Here is a 20,781-nt window from a genome sequence, read left to right as displayed (position 1 = left end):
CAATGCAAAACTTAAAACTTGATGCAATAAAAAGAAAGTGGAAAAGAAAAGATTTAGTTTCTTTAGAGGCACTAGATTTTTCTGAAATCGAGGCCATTTTGCTTGCGGCCAAAGAGTTTAAGACAATTCTCAAGGAAAACCTTCCTCTTCCTTTTTTAAAAAGATATACGGCCTTGGCCTTGATGGTTGAACCAAGTACCCGCACACGGGTTTCCTTTGAAATTGCGGCTAAAAAACTAGGCATTTCTTTTTTATCGATTGACTACAAAACGAGTTCTATTCAAAAAGGTGAATCCTTGAAGGATACGGCTAAGAATCTCGAAGCCTTGGGGATCGATTTTCTCATCATTCGCCATCCAGCGGCAGGCTCTGCTGCCTTCCTGGCAAAACTCCTTAACATTTCGGTCATTAATGGAGGGGATGGTGCCCATGAACATCCAACGCAGGGGCTTCTTGATTTGATGACTATTGAAGAGCATTTTGGGACCGTTCGTGGGCTTAAGGTATTAATCGTTGGGGATATTCTGCATAGTCGAGTAGCACGTTCGACGTTTTGGGCGCTTTCCAAGTATGGGGCAAACGTGAAATTTGTCGGTCCTATCACCCTCCTGCCTAGCTATTTCAAAGATTTTGGAGCAGAGATCAGTTACAATCTGGATGAGTCCTTGCCTTTTGCTGATTGCATCATTCTGCTCCGGCTTCAGCATGAAAGACAAAGAAAAGATCTTTTCCCTTCCATAAGCGAATACATTGCCTCTTATAGCTTGACTACAGAAAGAATGAAAAAGTGTAAAAAAGATGTTCTCATTATGCATCCAGGTCCGGTGGAAAGAGGGGTAGAAATGGAAAGCGAACTGGCTGATTCGCCCAATTCAGCCATTCTAAAGCAGGTAGAGAATGGTTTAGCCATCCGAATGGCTGTGTTCTACCTGCTTGGTGGCTACTTTGAAAATGGGCAACAAAACCAGGTTGGTACACAATGAAAACTGAGGAGGCTTTTTGTATTTCGGCTGGCCGGCTCATTGATCCGCTACTAAGACGCGACGAGGAGCCAGTTAATCTTTATGTAGCAGAGGGCAAAATTGTAGATCCTACCAACTATCCCAAAGATTTTCCTTGGACGAAAATAGACGCTCAGGGCCTTATCGTTCTGCCTGGATTGATCGATATGCATGTACATTTGCGGGAGCCCGGTGAATCTAGAAAAGAAACGATCAGAACTGCCACGATGGCAGCTGCCGCAGGCGGCATAACGACTGTGGTGGCTATGCCCAATACTATTCCACCAGCTGATCATCCCGACACGATCGCTTGGATCCGTAAAAAAGTGGATAAGGAAGCACTAGTAAAAGTCTATCCTACAGGATGTATCACTGAGGAGCGGTTGGGAGAAAAACTGGCTCCTTTTCAATCTCTTATTCAGGCTGGAGCTATTGCGTTGACAGATGATGGCAGCTGCGTTCAGAATGCCCGAATTATGCGCCGGGCAATGGAATATGCATCTGTCTTAGGAGTTCCCATACTGGATCATTGCGAGGATACGGCTCTATCGGATGGAGGGGTTATGAACGAAGGGCTATGGAGTACGCTTTTGGGGTTGCCTGGTTGGCCCAGTATTGCTGAAGAACTGATCGTTAGCCGTGATATCCTTCTTTGCGAAAAAACCGGGGCTAAAATTCATTTGCAGCATTTAACTACAGAAGGATCCATTCGGCTATTAAGGGATGCTAAAAAAAGGGGGCTTCCCGTAAGCGCTGAGGTTTGTCCACATCATATTGCCTTAACAGAATCTGCCCTCAAAGAGTATGATCCCCGCTTTAAAATGAACCCTCCCCTAAGAACGCAAAAAGATCGAGAAGCCTTGATCGAGGCTCTAGTTGATGGTACTGTGGAAGTCATTGCTTCGGATCATGCTCCTCATGCTCTTTTCGAAAAAGAAGTAGAGTTTGAAAAAGCGCCCTTTGGAGTCGTTGGTTTAGAAACGCTGGTGGCGGTTTGTCTCAAAGAGCTCTATTACTCGAAAAAAATGGATCTGGTGGATTTGTTTGCTAAGTTAACTGTAGGCCCCAGTCGAGTCCTTGGACTAGAGCCCCCCTCCCTTCGATATGGATCGCCTGCAGACCTTATTTTGCTAGACCTCAACGCTTCCTGGAAAGTCGACTCTAATGCCTTTTTTTCCAAAGGCAAGAATACCCCATTTGAAGGAATGAATCTAAAAGGAAAGGTTGTTTTGACCATGATTGATGGCAAGATTGTATGGAGGGAAAAAAGGGTAGTGGGGGAACAAAAAACGGTGTAGAAAAATAGGTTTAACCAATAGAGATGAAAAAACATAAAAAAAAGGCATTCTTAGTTCTTGAAGATGGTACGGTTTTCGCTGGTGAATCTTTTGGAGCTGAAGGCACGGCCATTGGAGAGATCTGTTTTAATACTTCGATGACTGGTTATCAGGAAATACTGACGGATCCTTCCTATCGAGGCCAGATTGTATGCCTGACCTATCCAGAAATCGGTAATTATGGACTTTGTCCTTTCGATCATCAGTCCAGGGATATTCAAGTAGCCGGTTTAGTCATCCGTTCTCTTTCTCCGATACCTAGTAGTTGGAGAGCTTTCTGTTCGCTGCCTGAATTTTTAAAACGGAAGGGGGTAATTGGAATCCAAGGAGTGGATACGAGGCGACTGACGCTGCACATACGGGAAGCTGGGGTATTGCGAGCGGTCTTGACAACAGAAGACATGGAAAGGACTGAGGCTGTGGCATTAACCCAAAATTGGGACTATTCCAAAGTCGATTTTATAGCTCAGGTAACGACACCAGTGCCTTACCGGTGGGATGAGATAGAAGCGCTGAAACCAATCATTGAAGAGATGAAGGAGGCAGACGGTTGGAATGCCCATAAAAAGGAGTTGATCGAAAAATGGACTCAGAGGGTAACACGCCTGGCCCCGCCTATTTATCGGTTAGCGGTCATGGATTTTGGTGTCAAGTTCTCTACTTTACGCTATCTTCGCAGTAAAGGTTTTGATCTGCACGTATTCCCAGCCTATGCGTCTGCAAAACGTATTTTAGAAAGTGATCCTGATGCCATTTTTCTGTCTAACGGTCCTGGAGATCCTGCATTTTTCGAAACATTGCATGCAGAAATAAAACCGCTTTTAGGAGCCAGGCCTGTCTTTGGTATTTGCCTGGGGCATCAGCTCATAGCTATTGCTTTGGGAGCGAAAACCTTCAAGCTGCGCTTTGGGCATAGAGGAGCGAATCATCCGGTAAAAAACCTCTTTGATTCGACCATCAAGATTACTTCTCAGAATCATGGGTATGCGGTTTGTGCCGAATCGATCCCTGATTGCTTGAAAATTAGTGAAATCAATCTCAACGATGGGACCATTGAAGGGATGGTGCATAAGACTAAGCCCATTTTTTCTGTGCAATATCATCCAGAAGCTGCTCCAGGACCACATGATGCGTTAGGCTATTTTGAAGTTTTTTTCAATAAAGTCCGGGCAAGTAAAATTTATCAGGTAGGATAAAACACGATGAGATGGCAGTTGCATGCCCTTTCTTTGGAAATTAACTCTGGCAGGGAGTTGGATGAAGGGCAAGTTCAAGAAGCAGTAGCGTTACTGTTGAATCCATCTTTTCCTGATTCAGAAAAGGAGCAGTTCTTGGTTTCCATGGCGTGTCGTGGGATGCGACCCAAAGAATTGGTTGCCTTTGCTAAGGTCTTTTTAGAAAAGAGTCTTAAACTATCTTTTCAAAGGCAATGGGATAGTCTCCCCCTTTTTGATTGTTGTGGATCAGGAGGAGGGGGATTGTCACTATTCAATGTTTCCACTGCCATGATTTTTGTCCTGGCCTCTCTGGGAGTTCCGGTAATCAAGCATGGGAATAAGGGGATAACAAAAATCTCAGGCAGTGCGGATGTTCTGGAAAAGCTGGGGATAGCCTATAGGCTTTCTCCAGAAGGGGTGTATCGGTCAATGAGGGAGATAGGTTTGGCTTTTGTTTATGCGCCCGATTATCATCCTAGCTTTATGCAATTAGCTCCTCTGAGGAAAAGGCTGGGCGAAAAAAAGATACAGACCGTTTTCCATTTCCTTGGGCCATTACTGAATCCTGCTCGACCAATGGTACAGTTAGTCGGAGTGTTTAGAGAAGAGCATGTGGATCTTTTTGACGCGGCCCTTGAGGCTATGGGGATAGAACAGCGGGCCATCGTCTACGGGCTAGATGAGCAATCGAATCCTCTAGGAGAACTAGGTGTCGAAGGATTAGGGAAAGCTTCAGGCATAGCTTTAGAAGAAATACAGCCTTTGCTGAAAAAACATGCTTTCAAAAGGGGGTATGCTCCTGGATCGATGGCGGAAGCACTGGTGCATTCTCCTCTAGAAAGCGCCCAAAAAATCGAAGGGATTTTTAGAGCCACTCTAAAAGGGTATGCCAGAGGACTGGTGGTAGCAAATTGTCTGGTAGGCCTGTTACAGTGGGGATGGAAAGGAAAAGTGGAAGATGCCTTAGAGGCTATTGAGGAAGCGATCGATTCAGGCAAAGTCTATAGAAAATTGCAAGAAGCAAGGAATTTTGCCGTTCTGTGGCAGAGAGCCTCTTCTTCGTATTAAAGTATTCAGAATAAAGTATTCAGAGAAGAGGAGTGAATTTTTTATCGAGAATCTTAAAAAAAGAGCCTATTTTTTCTTTTGGCTGGTGGCAAAGCCTAAGAATGTAAAACAGGAATAACCCCGATGAATTTTTTTTCCTTTGATTCACAACGTTGGTCTAGGACTCTTTTTTCTTTTTCTCTCTATTCTTGCTTAGAACGGAAGCAGAAAGGAAAGCTTGTTTTAGGCCTATGCTTTTTTTTCTTTCTTACTTCCGGATGGTCCCAAAACAAAATCCCTTATCGGGCCGAAGATGAACCCACGGTACTTGTAGTGCAAAAGGTGATGCCTGCCGTAGTCAATATCAGCTCAGAAAGAATCGTACAGAAAAGAGTACAGGATCCTTTTGATCTTTTCTTCGGCAGGTATTATAGCTACAAGGAAAGAGTCAAGAGTTTGGGCTCTGGTGTATTAGTTAGTGCCGAAGGCTACATCATCACCTGTGCGCATGTAGTGGAAAGGTCCATCGAGCGCAAAGTCCAAGTGACTTTAAACGAAAAAAAATCCGCTGTGGAGGGCAAAGTGTTAATCATTGATCCCGCTGTGGATCTAGCTCTATTAAAAATCGAGTCTAAAACTGCCCTTCCTTTTCTTGATATTCAGAGTAGCTCTCCCACATTGCTTGGTCAAACGGTTATCGTTCTGGGCAATCCAGTGGGCTATCAGAATAGTGTTTCCAAAGGAATCCTTAGCGCGATGGATCGGACGATTGAAACCGATGAGGGTAGGATCGAGGGGCTTCTACAAACGGATGCTGCGATTAATCCTGGCAACAGTGGCGGTCCGATTGTGGATATTTCTGGTAAGTTTGTGGGTATCAGTTCTGCTAAGTTTGCTGGAGAAGCGATAGAAGGGATAGGATTTGCTATTCCTGCTAAAAAAGTGAATATTTTTTATCAAGAGGCATTGTCCGAAATTAAAAACGGAACCCCCTCTCAAAAGACAGTAACAATTGAGCAAATATTGGCTAAGAAATTTGGATTGCATGTCCAAGAGATGAATAGAGAGTTAGCCGAAGCTTTCCATGTGCAGGAGGGAATGGGCTTGCTCATTTCTGATGTGGAACCCAATAGCCCTGCAGCCAAAGCGGGAATCAAATCTGGAATGATCGTTCTGGCAATTGGCAACCGTAGAGTTGATGAATTGGAGTCCTATCCCATGCTGCTCAAGGATATTAAAAGTGGAGAAGGAGTATTGATGACCATTATGGTGGTGCGGGAAAGCCAAGGGTTTTTCCTCAGTCAAACTTCTACGGTGCAGGTGTTTTCTAGATAAGATTTTTTGCTATTAGCTATCGAAGAGAAAAGCGTGTATTTTTTTTCTAGATTATTTTACACATGAAATAAAAAAAGAGTTTTTTCTCTATTCAAGATTGTGGAATAGAAAGAAGAGATATGATAAAGCAATTGCTTCAAAAAGTATTTGGCTCAAAAAATGAACGAGAGCTGAGTCGGCTATGGCCCATTGTCCATAGAATCAACGAGCTAGAAAAGGATCTTTTTGCCCTTTCTGATGAGGCTCTGTCCAATAAGACTTTTGAATTTAAAAAACGGCTTAACGAAGGGGAAAGCCTTGATGATCTACTTCCCGAAGCTTTTGCTGTGGTAAAACATGTCTGTCGCAGGTTTAAGGAAAGCGGCAAAGTGATTATTGTTCGCGGCCATCCGGTTGTTTGGGACATGGTCCCTTTTGATGTCCAGCTTTTAGGGGGCATTGTCCTGCACATGGGAAAGATTGCTGAAATGGCCACCGGCGAAGGAAAAACTTTGGTGGCCACTCTGCCTGTTTATTTAAATGCCTTGCTTGGTCAAGGGGTACATGTGGTAACCGTCAACGATTATTTGGCAGCTAGAGACAGTGAGTGGATGGGGGAGATTTATCGGTTTTTGAATCTAACGGTGGGCTGTCTCCAACAAGGACAGTCTTATGAGGAACGCAGAGCGCAGTATGCCTGTGATGTTACCTATGGGACTAATAGTGAGTTTGGCTTTGATTATCTTAGGGATAACAGCATCGTGACGCAAAAAGAGGAGAAAGTTCAAAGAGGCCATTTTTATGCGATTATCGATGAAGTGGACAGTATCCTCATTGATGAAGCCCGCACGCCATTGATCATTTCAGGTCCTGCCACCGTAGGAGCTACTCAGGAATATAGTCGCTACAAGCCTCAAGTCAGCCGGCTGGTTCAACAACAAGTGATCGAATGCGCTCGCATGGCCGAGGAAGTGCAAGGGTTGCTTAAGGATAAGGCAGCCAATAAAGAAAAGATCGGTCGACTCCTTTTCAAAATAAAGCTGGGTATGCCCAGGAATAAACAACTAATGAAATTCTTGGAAGACCCAGAGATTAGAAGGTATATGGATGATGCCGAGCTTTCTCTTTACCAGGATTCGCGTAGAACCGAACTATATGCCATAAAAGAAGAACTACTTTTTTCTATCGATGAGAAAAACAACGAGGTAGACATCAGCGAAAGGGGAAGAAAGTTTTTAAATCCAACTGATCCCGATTATTTCGCTCCTCCAGATCTAGCTGCTCTCTTCGATCAGTTAGACAAAAATCCTGGTTTGGATATTCAGGAGAAAGAAAAAATTCGGTTACAAGCCCAACAGAAATATGAAGAAGCAACCGAAAGGATCCATTGTGTTTCCCAGTTGTTAAGAGCCTACTGCCTGTATGAAAAGGATGTCCATTACGTGATTCAGGACAATAAAGTTGTTATTGTTGATGAGTTTACGGGGAGGCTTATGCCTGGAAGACGATGGAGTGAGGGCTTGCATCAGGCCATAGAAGCTAAAGAAGGGGTGCAAATTGATAGAGAAACGCAGACCTTGGCGACTATAACCATACAAAATTATTTTAGGCTTTATAAGAAACTGGCTGGAATGACAGGCACCGCAGAGACAGAGGCCAATGAGTTTCATGATATATATAAGCTAGATGTGGTGGTTATTCCGACGAATAAGCCTTGCCGTAGAATAGATTATGAAGATACCATTTTTAAGACGCGCCGGGCGAAGTACCAAAATATAGTCCAGAAGATAAAGGAGCTGCATGCTAAGGGACAACCCGTGCTGGTTGGCACGATTTCCGTTGAAGCTTCCGAACTTTTGAGTCGAATGCTTAAAAGGGAAAACATCCCGCATAACGTTCTCAATGCCAAACATCATCAACAGGAAGCTGAAATTATTGCGCGTGCGGGTTTACGGGGAGCGGTGACGATTGCGACGAATATGGCAGGAAGAGGCACGGATATTAAGCTAGGGGAAGGGGTTGCGGAGCTTGGGGGACTCTATGTTTTGGGAACAGAAAGGCATGAGGCTAGACGGATCGATCTCCAGTTGCGGGGTCGATGCGCCCGACAAGGAGATCCAGGGATCTCAAAATTTTATATTTCTCTAGAAGATGATCTGATGAGGAATTTTGGGGATTCTAGGAAAATTGCTTCTCTTTTGACTAGTATGGGAATGAAGGAGGATGAGGAGCTAGAGCATCCATGGCTGACTAAAGCGGTGGCGGCTGCTCAGAAAAGGGTAGAACAGAGAAATTACATGATTCGCAAACACACCCTCCAGTATGATGACGTGCTGAATCTGCAAAGAGAAGTGGTTTATGGGTACCGCAATGAAATCCTAGAAACGGATAATCCCCGAGAAGAAATTTTTTCAGCGGTTCAGGAAGTGATTGAAAAGGAGGTAAAAAGCAGAATTAGCAGTGGAGAACATCCAGATTTTGTGGGGCTTACCCATTGGGTCAATCAAATGTTTCCGATTGTGGTGAAACCGGAAGAAATCGAAAAGTTGGGGACTGAGAAAGAGATAAGCGATTATATTTTAGATAAGGTCAGGAAAGCCTATGAATTAAAGATTAAATTTGAGAAAAGCGATGAGTTGATTTCTCTGGAAAAATACATTGTCCTTTCGGCTATTGACAAGCTATGGCAGGAGCATCTCTACTCAATGGATGGCCTTCGAGGCAGCATTGGATTAAGAGCCTATGGGCAGAAAGATCCTTTGATCGAATACAAGCAGGAAGCCTATCTTCTTTTTGAGGATCTTATGGATCGAATCAAAAAAGAGATAGCTCATAATCTATTCAGATCGGCTTCTAGTGTTGTCGCTTTTGAACAATTTCTTTCTTCATTGACGCGTAGTGAACATACCGATCAGCTGCCGACGTCAATTCCTCCTGTTGCTCATGAAGAGGAGGAAGAGGGGGGACAAGAAAAAAAGGCAGCGAAAGTAAGCTTGCCTGTGAGAAGATCCGGGCCAAAAATGGGAAGGAATGATCCCTGTCCGTTGGATCCAAGGAAAAAATTTAAAAATTGTTGTGGTGCCCAAGGAGCTAAATGCTGTTTAAAGATAGCTATGGAATATCCCTATCCAGAAGAAGGGCATCGAGAGGCAAAGAAATGAGCTTAGATGAGCCTGGAATAGTTCTTTTTGATGAGAATTGAATTGATCAATACGGGGACGGAAATCATATTGGGATATAAGCCCAATACGCATCTAGAATTTCTAGCCAATCAACTCTTTTTCCTTGATGGAAGAATTGCTTTACAACAGACTGTGGGGGATGGGGACGAGCTGAAAGAAGTGATTAAAACTTCTTTTCATCGTTCCACCGTTACGATTGTTACAGGCGGCTTAGGACCAACATCGGATGATATGACAAGGGAGGCTGCGGCAGAAGCCCTTAATCTTCCCTTGGTTTTTTATCCAGAAGTTTCGAAACAGGTGCAATCCCTCTATGAAGCCCAAGGAATTCAAGCTCCTGAATGGGCAGTGCAAAAACAGTCGTTTTTCCCTGAAAACTCTCTTATTTTGGAAAACCCTTATGGTACGGCTTGTGGAGCTATCATTGAAAAAGAAGGCCATTACTTGATCTTGCTTCCAGGACCGCCAAGGGAACTCGAACCGATGTGGAAAAAAAGCATCATTCCCTGGTGGAAAGCCCATTTTCATTCCGAAAAAACCACCCGGTTAGTTTGTCGCATCATTGGAGTGCCCGAATCGATCATACAAGAAAAAATAGAATCGAAATTGAAGTTAGTTGGTATAGAGGAAATAGGGTATTGTGAAAGCCCCGGAGAAGTCTCTCTAAGATTGCTTTTCAAAGACCCAGCTGCTACAGGGAAGATAGCTCAGCTTCTGAGCGAAGCCTTCGGTGATGATTTGTATACCCTAGAAGACCAAACGCTCGAAGAGGTCGTTATTAAAAGTGCTGCGGCAAGGAATTTGAAAGTTGCTACCGCTGAGTCCTGCACGGGGGGCTTGATAAGCAACAGGCTGACTGATGTACCTGGAAGCTCAGCAGTCTTTACCTATGGCTGGGTGACCTATTCGAACGAAGCGAAAATCTCTCAATTGAAAGTCCACAGCGATCTCTTTTCTTCCGTAGGTGCCGTTAGCAGGGAAGTCGCAGAAGCTATGGCGCTAGGTGCTTTGGAAGCAAGCGGTGCAGATATATCCCTTGCTGTCACTGGTATTGCTGGACCTCAAGGCGGTACTCCAGAAAAGCCCGTGGGGCTTGTTTGGTTAGCCGTCGGGAGAAAAGGAAAACCGATAAGATCCTATGAACGGTTTTTCCCTTCCGATAGACTGACTTTTAAACGACTTGTATCCCAATTTGGTATAGATCTATTAAGACGCTCTATTCTCGACAAAAATTTGCCTAAATGTTAAGAAAATTAAATGTTGCATTAATTTATTTTTTGTTAATTTTATAACCGTGGCAGCTGTCATTCTAAATATTTTTCGGATACAATTTCCAGATGTAGCGAAAGCTGATCCCGATGGACTTGTCGCGGTGGGTGGGGATTTATCGATTTCTAGGCTGCTAGCGGGGTATCGTTCTGGCATATTTCCCTGGACCGATCGACCACTGACGTGGTGGTCTCCTGATCCAAGAGCGATATTTGATATAGCTTCTTTCAAGCCTCCTAGACGCCTAGCGCAAAAAATAAGGCAAGGGCAATTTCAATTTTCTATCAACCAGTGTTTTGGCGAGGTGATTCAAAATTGCGCAAAGCCAGCTCCTGGCAGAGAACATACCTGGATCAGTCCACGGTTTATAAAAGCCTATACCGATTTGCATCGCTATGGGTATGCGCATAGCGTGGAAGTCTGGTACAAAGGGATGCTAGCGGGAGGCCTCTATGGCGTTTCGATTGGTGGGTTTTTTGCTGGAGAATCAATGTTCCATAGAGTGACTGATGCGTCGAAAGCAGCTCTAGCTTTCACCATTGCCCATCTAAGAGAAAGAGGTTTTGTCCTATTTGATACGCAGGTTGCAACGCCGGTAACCCGGCTTATGGGTGCCGTGGATATTCCACGTAGTGAATATCTTCAAAGGCTCTCTCAAGCTTTAAAAGTTCCGACTAGCTTCGTCTAAAAACCTAAAAATTTTAGGGAAAAACTTTTTCTTGTCATTGTCTCCAAAAAAGGCAAAAAGTCGAATGTTCGATTTTTTTGACTTTCCTATGAATCAACGTGCTAGAGATGGTTTTTTCTTCTTTTCTGGTGTCATTTGCAAAAGGATTTTAACTTTATCCTCTAAAATGCATATTCAGGGACTAGAGAAAATCCCCTTGAGCGGAGGCTGTCTGCTTGTGTCTAATCATATTAGTCATTTTGATCCCATCATCTTAGGCATGTATTCTCCTCGGCCAATCGATTATGTAGCCGATGGGAAACTGTTCAATGATCTCGTTCTTTCTCAGATTTTGACGAACCTCAATGTCATTCCAGTAGATAGAGAGCGGATGGATCCGAAAGCCGCAAAATCCATAGTCAGTCGACTCAAAGCGGGTCGATTGGTTGGATTATTTCCAGAAAGAGGGATCAGGCATGGTAAAAATTCCATTTTGTTGGGAGCCAAACTTTCGTTGAGTCCAGCCGTTCTTTGCCAATTATCCCAGTGTCCAATCTTACCTACGGTCATTGTTGGCTCCGATCTTCTTTATCAGCCAAAGACTTGGTTTTATAAACCAAGAATATTCGTAAAATTTGGCGAACTGATTTATCCGGGAGCTTCGGAGAAAAGAGGGGAATTAACCAAAAGAATCCATGAGTATCTCCTTATGCTTTTTTGGCAGCTTGTAAAAGAGTATAATATCGATCCGTTTGAATGGCCTTGCTCAGCGCAGCAAAGGTGGAAGGAAAAACCTCGCCGTTTTTGAAAAAAGCTGTTCTTTAAAACTCTGACTTCTCTTCCTATCTTCTTGATGCTCTCTCTTTCTTTTATTTCCTCTAGGTAATAGAGATTCTGTTAGCGCTTACATCGATGCTGGTCTTGGATGAAGCTCCAAGGTAAGAAGGCACTGTTTGTTGCTAAGAGTTAAGCAATGAAAGCGCCGTATCGATCGCTAAGAGATGCGCCTGAACTCTTTTGGCAATATCCCATTCGGATGGGGTCTCGATTGTGTAGATTTTCTTGCAGCCTAATTGAAAATAAAAATAAATGGCTTCTGGATAGCCATTTTTTTCAAACCAACTTTTTTTGACGGGTCTAGAGAGGACACCCCCATTGTGTTTTCGTCCTTCAATTTTTGGTCGGTTATCGATAGCACAGATCTTCGAAACTTCCTCTAGGATCTTTTTACCTAAGCAAAGGTTTGCGGGAGTTTCATAGAGATAGACCCCTTGCGCATCGTAGTCCTCATGTAAAATTAAAGCCAAATCAAAAGGGGTGCGATCTTCTAAAAAGAGCCGGATTTCCTTGATAGGGGATAGATCAACTTTATGAAAAGCTCTGTTAAGATCGATTCCCTGCTCGTTTAGTCGACTGTTATGTTTCAGTCCCCAGGGATTGATAAGAGGAATCACAGTAAATTGGTAATTGTAAGAAGCCGTTGAAAAATTTTCCAACCATTCAATAAGAGCTAAAACACCCGCTGGTTCATCTCCATGGATGCCTGCAGAAAGATAGACATGTTTTGCAGAGGGACTAGATGCCGAAGAAAAAAGAGCGGTTATTGGATATTTGCTAATGGTAGCAAGGTGCTTCTTTTTCCAGCCCAGTTTTTTGCTTAGACTTGTAATTTTTTTCTGAACCCACAGTGGATCATGAAATGGTACTGTCATAACTAGAGAATATTTTGAGGAACTAACATCTTTAATAACAATTTTTTTTATTCAGTTCGAAAATCATTAAAATATATAATAGAAACAGAGTCTATGGGCTTATAGCCAAGCCTCAGAAGCTATTGGCTTTTTAAGGAGGATAGCTCACACGGTTTGCTGACTAGTAGTTGAGCTATAGTAGCTAAAAAACTTTGATATCCAGCTTACAGCTACTCCGAAATAGTGCGCCGCTGTGCTCGAAGCATCACTTTCTATTTTTTTTATTTTAGCTTCCTTAGAGACACAATCAAGTCGAAAAGGAGAAGGACAGAGCCTCCAGCCCATCCTCTAACAAACTATTAGGAATATTTCTCTTTGGCTCTTTCCCATAGCCTGTCCAGTTCTTCAGGGGAAACTGGATTGGCTTTGTCTTTAAGTTCTTTTTCGACAAACCGACATCTTTTTTCAAAAGTCAACAAGGAGTCTTTAATAGCTTCTTCTGGATCGATCCCAAGCCATCTTGCAAAATTGATTGCTGAAAAAATAAGATCGCCAATTTCTTTTTTAATCTTTTCTAGATCCTTTCCCTTGTAGGCTTCTTTGATTTCTTGGAGTTCTTCTTCCATTTTCAACAGTGGACCTTCTGGACTAGTCCAATCCAGATGCATTTTGGAAGCCCTGGATTGGAGCTTTATAGCTTTGAGAAGGGGTGGTAGGAGGGATGGAATACCGTCGAATAAGCTTTCTCTATGCGGTTTTTCTGCTTTCTTAATTTTTTCCCAATGCTTATGGACCTCATCGGTAGTGGTGGCCGATTCGGTACCGAATACATGAGGATGACGGCGTATTAGCTTGGTGCAAAGGTCCTCTAAAACTTCCAAGAAAGAAAAGTTTCCCTCTTCTTGAGCTATTTGTGCATGGAAAAAGACATGAAGAAGTATGTCTCCAAGTTCTTCTTTCATTGATGCCATATCTTCAGAATCAATGGCTTCGATCAGCTCGTAACATTCCTCAATGAGTTTTGCTTTCAGACTCTTGTGGGTCTGTTCCCTATCCCAGGGACAGCCTTGGGGCGATCTTAAAATGGTCATAATGGAGAGGATCCTGAGTAAGGGGTCTGCAGGAAGAGAGTCGTATGGATTCATAGGTGACTAAAAAAAAGAGAAAAGCAACATTATAATACAAAAGCAAAGTCTTTCAAACAACAGTTTATCTTTAGGGAGGAAAGGAATTGCGGATAACCTGAATTTTTCTACTGTCAGCTATACCAAGACCATATTCTTCAGCCGTTTGAATGTAATGGGAATAAGGACTTAGTGGGGGAATTCTTGCCGAAATCCTCCAAGCGTCCATTTGAGGAAGCACGATGGAATCAATGGCGACAGGATCCGTACTCAAATAAATACTGCCAGTCACTACCGCATATTCTGGGCTGAACTGTGGACCTCCAGCATATCCAGCAATCAACGCATCCATAACATGGAGGATGACCTTTTTCCTGACTATGGGTTGATCGAGGATTTCAGCGATGGCCGGATCGCCCCATACCCCTTCTCCCTGGAACCGCCGCGTGTTATCGACCATTCCTAGAGCAAGCGAAGCCAGACAACCATTGAGTCCGATGTTGGGATTGTCGCAGAACACGGGCACGTTGATAATTTTTGAGCAGAGTTGAGTGACAATTTTCGCATAGAATGATTTGTTACTTACCCGTCTTTCGAGACTGCTGACTGGAACTCCTTTTTCGTACAATTTGGCAACGTTATCTTCTGAGTCCGAAGCCTGTTTCTTTTCAAATGGCGAAGGCTTGAGTCCTTGAAAGAGCATGTCTCCCCAGATGAGTTTGCCTAAAATTTCGTTGACATAAAATACCTTTGGATCGAATCCGGTTTGGGGAATCACGGATTTGACCAGATAGCGGCTATCTTCGGTAAGCGGGAGATAGTTCGCGTTATAAAGGTCATCTTCGTATTTGTCCCAAACGATAATATGTTGGGACGGAACCCCTGCTTCCATAAGACTTTCTACTATGGCATTGACCAAAGCTTTTCTTGTGGACATGATGGTCCCTCCCGATGCGTTGATCTTTATGCCCACCACATCCTTTGAGCTGATATGAAAAAAGCTTGACCAGGCCTCTCGGCTTGATGATTTCTGAGTGTAGGTTTTCAGAGCAGATTGAAACATTGCTTTAACAATTGAAAAATTAGCTTCATAGCCTACGACCGAAGCAGGATTTTCAACGATAAGCACACGGTGTTTTTCGGTGGTTTGGGCCCAAAGATCTGGAATCAACAAAAGGCAAAACTCAAGCAGTAAAACCCAAAAAGTAAGCATTTTAGAAAAGTCCAATTTTTAATTCGGTTTTTTATTCATAATAGCGTAAAATAGTTCGACACGAAAGCATCGGGTCATCATCCAACTTTGCGATGGATACAATCGGCTTCAAAGAATTTGTGGAAAGGGTCCGCAAGGCTAATGACATCGTTGAGGTGGTGAGTGAATATGTGGTCTTAAAAAAAGCCGGTGCCAAGTTTAAATCCCTTAGTCCCTTTAAAAAAGAAAAAACGCCTTCTTTCTTTGTTGATCCGCAAAAGCAACTCTTTAAATGCTTCAGCAGTGGGTATGGAGGGACTGTTTTTGATTTTATCATGTATTACGAAAAGCTCGACTTTTTAGGGGCATTGAAATATTTAGCTCAAAGAGCGGGAATTGCCTTTCCTTCTTCCTTTAGGTCTTCGGAGAAGGCAGAAAAGCTATCTATTCAACAAAGGTTATGGGATCTCCACAGAGCCGTTGCTGAATATTGGACAAAAATACTGCTGGAAGAGCCAGAAGGGGAAGTGGGAAGAGCCTATCTGAAAGAAAGGGGGATAAATCTAGAGACAGCTAGAACCTTCGGTCTCGGCTATGCACCAGCTCTCTGGGATGGATTGCTCAGATGGGCTTCAGAGAAAAGTGGGTTTCTTGAACTTTTGGAACCTGCTGGTCTTGTCGTCCGGGCTGAAAATTCAAAAATATATGATCGGTTCCGTGGGAGACTCATCTTTAGGATCTCCGATGAAACTGGGAAAATTGTGGGCTTTAGTGGCAGGCTGATAGGATCGGATCAGGGTCCTAAATATTTGAATTCTCCTGAAAGCCTGATTTTTTCAAAAGGAAAAATTCTCTACGGGCTCAATGTGGCAAAAAAAGCAATCGTAGAGTCTGACAAAGCGATTTTGTGCGAAGGCCATATCGATTTGATCCGACTGCATGCCTCTGGATTTCCCACGGCTGTTGCCACGCAAGGCACGGCCTTAACGGATCACCAAGCTGCTCTTTTGAAGAGGTTTTGTTCTGAAGTAATAGTTGCCTATGATGGGGATAGGGCTGGGGAGGATGCGGCAGTCAGAGCACTGGATATCCTCTTGGAAGAAGGTTTTGAAGTAAAAGTGGCGCAGCTTCCAAGTGGAGAGGACCCAGATAGCCTCATTGCAAAAGGCGGCCGAGCCGCTTTCGAGCAGATCCTTGCCACTGCTCTGCCTTATCCTTCTTTCGTTTTAAACAAGGCTTCTATAGAATATTGCCCACAGACTGCTGTAGGAAAAAGCAAAATTGCTGAAAAGATGGCTCGACTCATTGTCAAAATCAATGATCCCATACGCAGACATGTTGCTAGCCTAGAAGTTGCTGCCCGGATTGGAGTTAGCGTGGAAGCCTTTGAAAAAAAAATTGAACAGACCCTCCTTACCAAACGGGATAGCCAGAAAGCAGTCGAAGAGGAGAGGTGGGTGGAAAACAGTATCAGTCCAGCTGTTTCAGAAACGATCTGGTTTTTAATCGAAAATCCCGAGTATATGCCGAGATTCAAAGAAGCCCTGCCTGAGGAGGCATTGAGGGAGGTTCCTGGAGGAGAGCTATTAGCAAAACTTTATAGAGTGGATGCTATAAGAGAGCAGAAAGGAACATCCGATTTTTTGGAAATGCTTTCTCAAGAAGAAAGGAAAAGGGTCGTTTCTTTTTTGTTTCAACTTCAGCAGGAACAACAGGGGGATTATTCTAAAGAAGAACATTTTTTGATGCTCAAAGAGCGGCTCTCTTCATTATGGTGTCAGCACCGAATAGAAAAAATAAGGCTACAAATTGCTTCCGAAAAGCTATCCTCAGAAGAAATTTCAGCAAAATTAAAGGAGATTGTTGACTTAAGGAAAAAGCTTCTATAATTTAACTACTCGTTGTCAAAAAATGTCCAAAGACTGATTCCAAAAGCTCTTCTCTATGAAAAAGAAATCGAGAAAAACCAATGATGTTGTCTCTCTATCTTCAGGCTGCTCAACGAATAATAATGGTTCATCCGATCCTTCCCACGATTCGGAGGGGAGGTACAAGAGGGAGGAGGGGGGTGAAAAATGCCTGGATGGTTCTCCAGGAAATTATCCGACTGACAAACAGTGCTCTACAAAACTACTCGTTTTAGAAGACCGTCAGATTGCCTCAAGGCTTGCTAAAATTTGGGAAGAGTATCCAGATAGGCAGGAAAAGCTTCGGTCTTTGATTAAACTAGCCAAGGAACAGACTTATCTCACCTACGATGACATTAACGAAGCTCTTTCCGATAGCATTAATAATCCGGAAGAAATCGATGCGGTCCTCGACTTTTTAAGAACTCTAGAAATTGAAATTATAGACAGCTCGGATGTGGATAATGCCAAATCGGCTGTAGTGGCTGACATAGAGGAAAGCGAAGGGAGAGAAGCGAAATTGGACATCGTCGATGATCCGGTTCGCATGTATTTAAAGCAGATGGGGCAGGTGCCTCTTTTGACGAGAGAACAGGAGGTGGAAATTTCCAAAAAAATCGAGCAGTCTGAAGCCAATGTCAAGAGTTGTTTGCACAGCTTCCATTTTATTGCGAAGGAATATTTAAATTTGGCAAAGAAATTGGGTCAGGGTAAAGAGAGGTTTGATCGGGTCATTCAGGATAAACATGTAGAGTGTCGCGAAGAATATTTGACGAAGTTGCCCGAACTGATTGAACGGCTGGAATCTTATATAGCCAAAATAGAAGAATTGTATGCAAAGATAGCTAAGCTGCCGGAAAAATCCAAAGAAAGAAAGGGCTTGGAAAAAGAGTTCCAAAGAGCTAAGAGTTGCCTTGAGAAAATTTTTGAAAAGCTCTATTTCAAGCAGAAAGTCATCGAGGATTTTGTCCAAGTCAGCGAATCCTATTATCAAGAAGTATTGAAGTTAGAAAAAGAAAAAGAGGTTTTAGAAAAAAGTGGATTGGATCCTGAAGCAAAAGAAAAAGAAGGTAAGCAACTCAGCTTGAAAGTTGAGCAATTAGAACATCAAATACATCTTCCACTTGATCTTTTCAAAAAGAAGCATGAAGAATTAAAGCAATGGCTTAACGAGGCTCTGAAGGCAAAAAGTTGCATGGTTGAAGCGAACTTGCGACTGGTCATCTCCATAGCCAAAAAATACAGTAACAGGGGCCTTTCTTTCTTGGATTTAATCCAGGAGGGAAATATGGGCCTTATGAAAGCGGTTGAAAAATTTGAATACCGCAGGGGCTATAAATTTTCGACTTACGCGACATGGTGGATTCGGCAGGCGATCACCCGGAGTATTGCTGATCAGGCTCGGACGATTCGTATTCCTGTGCACATGATCGAAACGATCAATAAATTGATGCGCGTTCAAAAACAATTAATTCAGGAGCTTGGAAGAGAACCTACCCCTGAAGAAATTGCTGAAGAAACGCAGATGAGCGTGGATAGAATCCGAGCTATCATAAAAATGGCACAACATCCCATTTCCCTTCAAGCTCAAGTGGGAGAAAGCGAAGATACTACCTTTGGGGATTTTATAGAAGATAAAGCTGCTGAAAATCCCTCCGAGATGACCGGCTATTCTCTTTTGAGAGAAAAGATTAGAGATGTGCTCCATACCCTCACAGAACGTGAAAGAACGGTTATCGAACAACGCTTTGGGTTGCTCGATGGCTATCCTCGAACCCTTGAAGAGGTAGGCAAACAGTTTCGAGTAACACGGGAAAGGATCCGACAGATTGAAGCCAAAGCCCTTCGGAAAATGCGTCATCCAACGAGATTGCGTCATTTGAAAGGCTTTCTCGAAATCGATCAACTTTTTTAAGCCTTTCAAGAAAATTATTGTTTATAGAGAAAAAAGTGGGCTTTGAAGAATGTGATCGGCAGTTTCTTTCTGGATAAAGGAGTTGGAGTGATAGCTTGCTACGAATCCAATGCGTTGAGGCTATACCGTTGGGATCAAAGACTGGAAGAATGTTGAAGAAGCGTCTATTGATCTAGTCCCTTATGGCAGGCTGACTGGTTAGAGTTTTAGTAGCTGTTGGAATTTACGGAGAGGATGCCTAGTGGAGGTGTTGGGTTATCGGATCAATACTTCCCCAAGAGCAACACCTACTTGGACTGTTGACCTAATCGCATCAAGCCGACAGGGATAGCCTCGTAGGGAAGACGCCCAACGTGTTGTAGCAATCATCTATTACTGCGCATGCTCTTTCAGACAGTGACGAAGAAAAGGGCCTATGGGACTTAGGATGATTCTCTAGTCATCACTGGCATATCTTCATATTTTTTAAAAATAAAGAATAACCATGGTATGTGCTTTTGATTTCCTAAAAATCCTGTTCGATCTAGAAGAAAAATGGTAAAATTGAACAAAGGAGAATTAGATTTATGGGAAATAGAGTTGAGGATAAATCGCCATTCAAAGATAAAAGTTTAGAGCTTGCGATTCAATCCATTGCAAAAGAGTTTGGCGAAGGATCGATCTTACGGTTAGGAGATGATCGTTCAAGGCTTAAGATTGAAACGATCCCCACAGGTTGTTTAACCATCGATAGGGCTCTTGGCGTAGGGGGCTTTCCTAGAGGCAGAATCATAGAAATTTATGGTCCAGAATCTTCTGGCAAAACAACACTTGCCCTAACGGTTATTGCGCAAGCTCAAAAAATGGGGGGAGTCGGAGTGATTATCGATGTCGAACATGCTCTGGATCCTCATTATTGCCGGAAATTAGGGGTGAACATGAACGAATTGCTTATTTCTCAGCCTGATTCGGGTGAAGAAGCTTTGACAATCGCTGAAACACTCATTCGATCTAATGCTGTGGATGTGATTGTGATCGATTCAGTAGCTGCTTTGACCCCTAGAGTTGAAATAGAAGGTCAAATGGGAGATGCTGTTGTAGGAGCGCAAGCCAGACTCATGAGTAGCGCTCTTAGGAAACTGACGGCGCAGATTAGCAAAGCCAAAACCGTTTGCATTTTTACCAACCAGCTTAGAGACAAAATAGGAGTGATGTTCGGTAATCCCGAGACAACTCCTGGAGGTAAGGCATTAAAGTTTTATGCTTCGGTCAGAATTGACATTAGAAAGTTGGCTCAATTAAAGGGACCAGATGGGACGGTGTATGGGAATAGAACGAAGCTTAAAGTCGTTAAAAATAAGGTTGCGCCTCCATTTACAGAATGTGAATTTGATATTCTCTATAATGAGGGTATATCTAGGGAAGGCTCGTTGATCGATTTAGCTATTGAAGAGCAAATAATCGAAAAACGAGGCTCTTGGATGTATTTTGAAGGAACGCAACTTGGCCAGGGACGGGAAGCTGTTGTCAATCTCTTGAAATCAGATCCTGTTCTGTGTGCTAAATTGGAAGCGGCAACCAGAGGAAAAGTTTTTGGAGCCGATGCGTCTGTCACCTCGGATAGTTGAACAAATGGAAAGGAAAACTTTAAGAAAAGTAAAAAATAGCGGATCCTAGAACGTATGGAATGGGTACAGTCATTCACCATCTTCGGTGCTCTTTTGGGAAAAATGGTGTGGTTTTTTAACCGCGTCGACAAACAATTAGAGGATCTCCTCTTGGATATAAATGCTAGGTTTGAGGCTTAAGGGTAGCGGATAGATGTCTTTGCTCGGAAATGAGTGTTGACTGAAGGAGAGGGGAAGCGGTTAGAACTAATTGAAAAAAATATGGCTAAGGCTGTGAGAGGGGAGTTTAGAGGATTAAAAAAAGCAGTTAG

At 43.1% G+C, this 20,781-nt stretch carries 15 protein-coding genes; 12 read left to right on the top strand and 3 right to left on the bottom strand.

The window, feature by feature from the left end; translation table 11 throughout:
* The first annotated feature begins 2 nt into the window (after nt 1–2).
* From QOL44_RS08550 to QOL44_RS08510, 9 genes are all read left to right on the top strand, one after another.
* A complete protein-coding gene (locus QOL44_RS08550; protein WP_009059254.1) occupies nt 3–983 on the top strand; it encodes an aspartate carbamoyltransferase catalytic subunit in 981 nt (326 codons plus the stop codon).
* Nucleotides 980–2,299, top strand: a complete 1,320-nt coding sequence (locus QOL44_RS08545; RefSeq protein ID WP_009059252.1) for a dihydroorotase — start codon at nt 980–982, stop codon at nt 2,297–2,299. Before QOL44_RS08550 ends, QOL44_RS08545 begins: the two co-directional genes overlap by 4 nt.
* Nucleotides 2,300–2,322: 23 nt before the next feature.
* Nucleotides 2,323–3,534 carry a glutamine-hydrolyzing carbamoyl-phosphate synthase small subunit gene (gene carA, locus QOL44_RS08540; protein ID WP_009059250.1) on the top strand — a complete coding sequence of 404 codons (1,212 nt, stop codon included), beginning with the start codon at nt 2,323–2,325 and terminating at the stop codon, nt 3,532–3,534.
* A 6-nt stretch (nt 3,535–3,540) separates the two neighbouring features.
* Nucleotides 3,541–4,623 carry an anthranilate phosphoribosyltransferase gene (trpD, locus tag QOL44_RS08535; protein ID WP_009059248.1) on the top strand — a complete coding sequence of 361 codons (1,083 nt, stop codon included), beginning with the start codon at nt 3,541–3,543 and terminating at the stop codon, nt 4,621–4,623.
* A gap of 123 nt (nt 4,624–4,746) precedes the next feature.
* Nucleotides 4,747–5,937 carry a S1C family serine protease gene (locus QOL44_RS08530; protein ID WP_009059247.1) on the top strand — a complete coding sequence of 397 codons (1,191 nt, stop codon included), beginning with the start codon at nt 4,747–4,749 and terminating at the stop codon, nt 5,935–5,937.
* Nucleotides 5,938–6,056: 119 nt separating this feature from the next.
* On the top strand, nt 6,057–9,077 hold the full coding sequence (secA, locus tag QOL44_RS08525) for a preprotein translocase subunit SecA (protein ID WP_009059246.1): 3,021 nt from the start codon (nt 6,057–6,059) through the stop codon (nt 9,075–9,077).
* A gap of 30 nt (nt 9,078–9,107) precedes the next feature.
* Nucleotides 9,108–10,346 carry a CinA family nicotinamide mononucleotide deamidase-related protein gene (locus QOL44_RS08520; RefSeq protein WP_009059245.1) on the top strand — a complete coding sequence of 413 codons (1,239 nt, stop codon included), beginning with the start codon at nt 9,108–9,110 and terminating at the stop codon, nt 10,344–10,346.
* Nucleotides 10,347–10,392: 46 nt separating this feature from the next.
* The gene (aat, locus tag QOL44_RS08515) at nt 10,393–11,055 is read left to right on the top strand and encodes a leucyl/phenylalanyl-tRNA--protein transferase (RefSeq protein WP_009059244.1); all 663 of its coding nucleotides are present in this window, start codon (nt 10,393–10,395) and stop codon (nt 11,053–11,055) included.
* A gap of 88 nt (nt 11,056–11,143) precedes the next feature.
* The gene (locus QOL44_RS08510) at nt 11,144–11,842 is read left to right on the top strand and encodes a lysophospholipid acyltransferase family protein (RefSeq protein WP_228343214.1); all 699 of its coding nucleotides are present in this window, start codon (nt 11,144–11,146) and stop codon (nt 11,840–11,842) included.
* Nucleotides 11,843–11,993: 151 nt separating this feature from the next.
* Here the strand turns inward: QOL44_RS08510 and QOL44_RS08505 are convergent, their stop codons facing one another.
* From QOL44_RS08505 to QOL44_RS08495, 3 genes are all read right to left on the bottom strand, one after another.
* Nucleotides 11,994–12,746 (bottom strand): M14 family metallopeptidase, encoded by a 753-nt coding sequence (locus tag QOL44_RS08505; RefSeq protein ID WP_009059242.1) that lies wholly within the window; start codon nt 12,744–12,746, stop codon nt 11,994–11,996.
* 338 nt (nt 12,747–13,084) lie between these two features.
* Entirely contained in the window at nt 13,085–13,870 is a 786-nt protein-coding gene (mazG, locus tag QOL44_RS08500) for a nucleoside triphosphate pyrophosphohydrolase (protein WP_009059240.1), read from the bottom strand.
* Between the two features lie 70 nt (nt 13,871–13,940).
* Nucleotides 13,941–15,062, bottom strand: coding sequence for a DUF362 domain-containing protein (locus QOL44_RS08495; protein ID WP_009059239.1), 1,122 nt, complete (start codon nt 15,060–15,062; stop codon nt 13,941–13,943).
* Between the two features lie 92 nt (nt 15,063–15,154).
* On the opposite strand from QOL44_RS08495, the gene dnaG reads away from it, so the two are divergent.
* The 3 genes from dnaG to recA all read left to right on the top strand — a co-directional run bounded on the left by dnaG (nt 15,155) and on the right by recA (nt 20,470).
* A complete protein-coding gene (dnaG, locus tag QOL44_RS08490) occupies nt 15,155–16,930 on the top strand; it encodes a DNA primase (protein ID WP_009059238.1) in 1,776 nt (591 codons plus the stop codon).
* Nucleotides 16,931–16,985: 55 nt separating this feature from the next.
* Complete coding sequence (gene rpoD, locus QOL44_RS08485; protein WP_009059237.1) at nt 16,986–18,863, top strand: RNA polymerase sigma factor RpoD; 1,878 nt, start codon at nt 16,986–16,988, stop codon at nt 18,861–18,863.
* 566 nt (nt 18,864–19,429) lie between these two features.
* Nucleotides 19,430–20,470 (top strand): recombinase RecA, encoded by a 1,041-nt coding sequence (recA, locus tag QOL44_RS08480; protein WP_009059236.1) that lies wholly within the window; start codon nt 19,430–19,432, stop codon nt 20,468–20,470.
* Nucleotides 20,471–20,781 lie beyond the last annotated feature (311 nt).

It is taken from the genome of Candidatus Methylacidiphilum fumarolicum (assembly GCF_949774925.1).
Taxonomy (GTDB): Bacteria; Verrucomicrobiota; Verrucomicrobiia; order Methylacidiphilales; family Methylacidiphilaceae; genus Methylacidiphilum; species Methylacidiphilum fumarolicum.
Note: the sequence above shows the minus strand (reverse complement) of the source record. Positions and strands in the feature narration are given on the sequence as shown.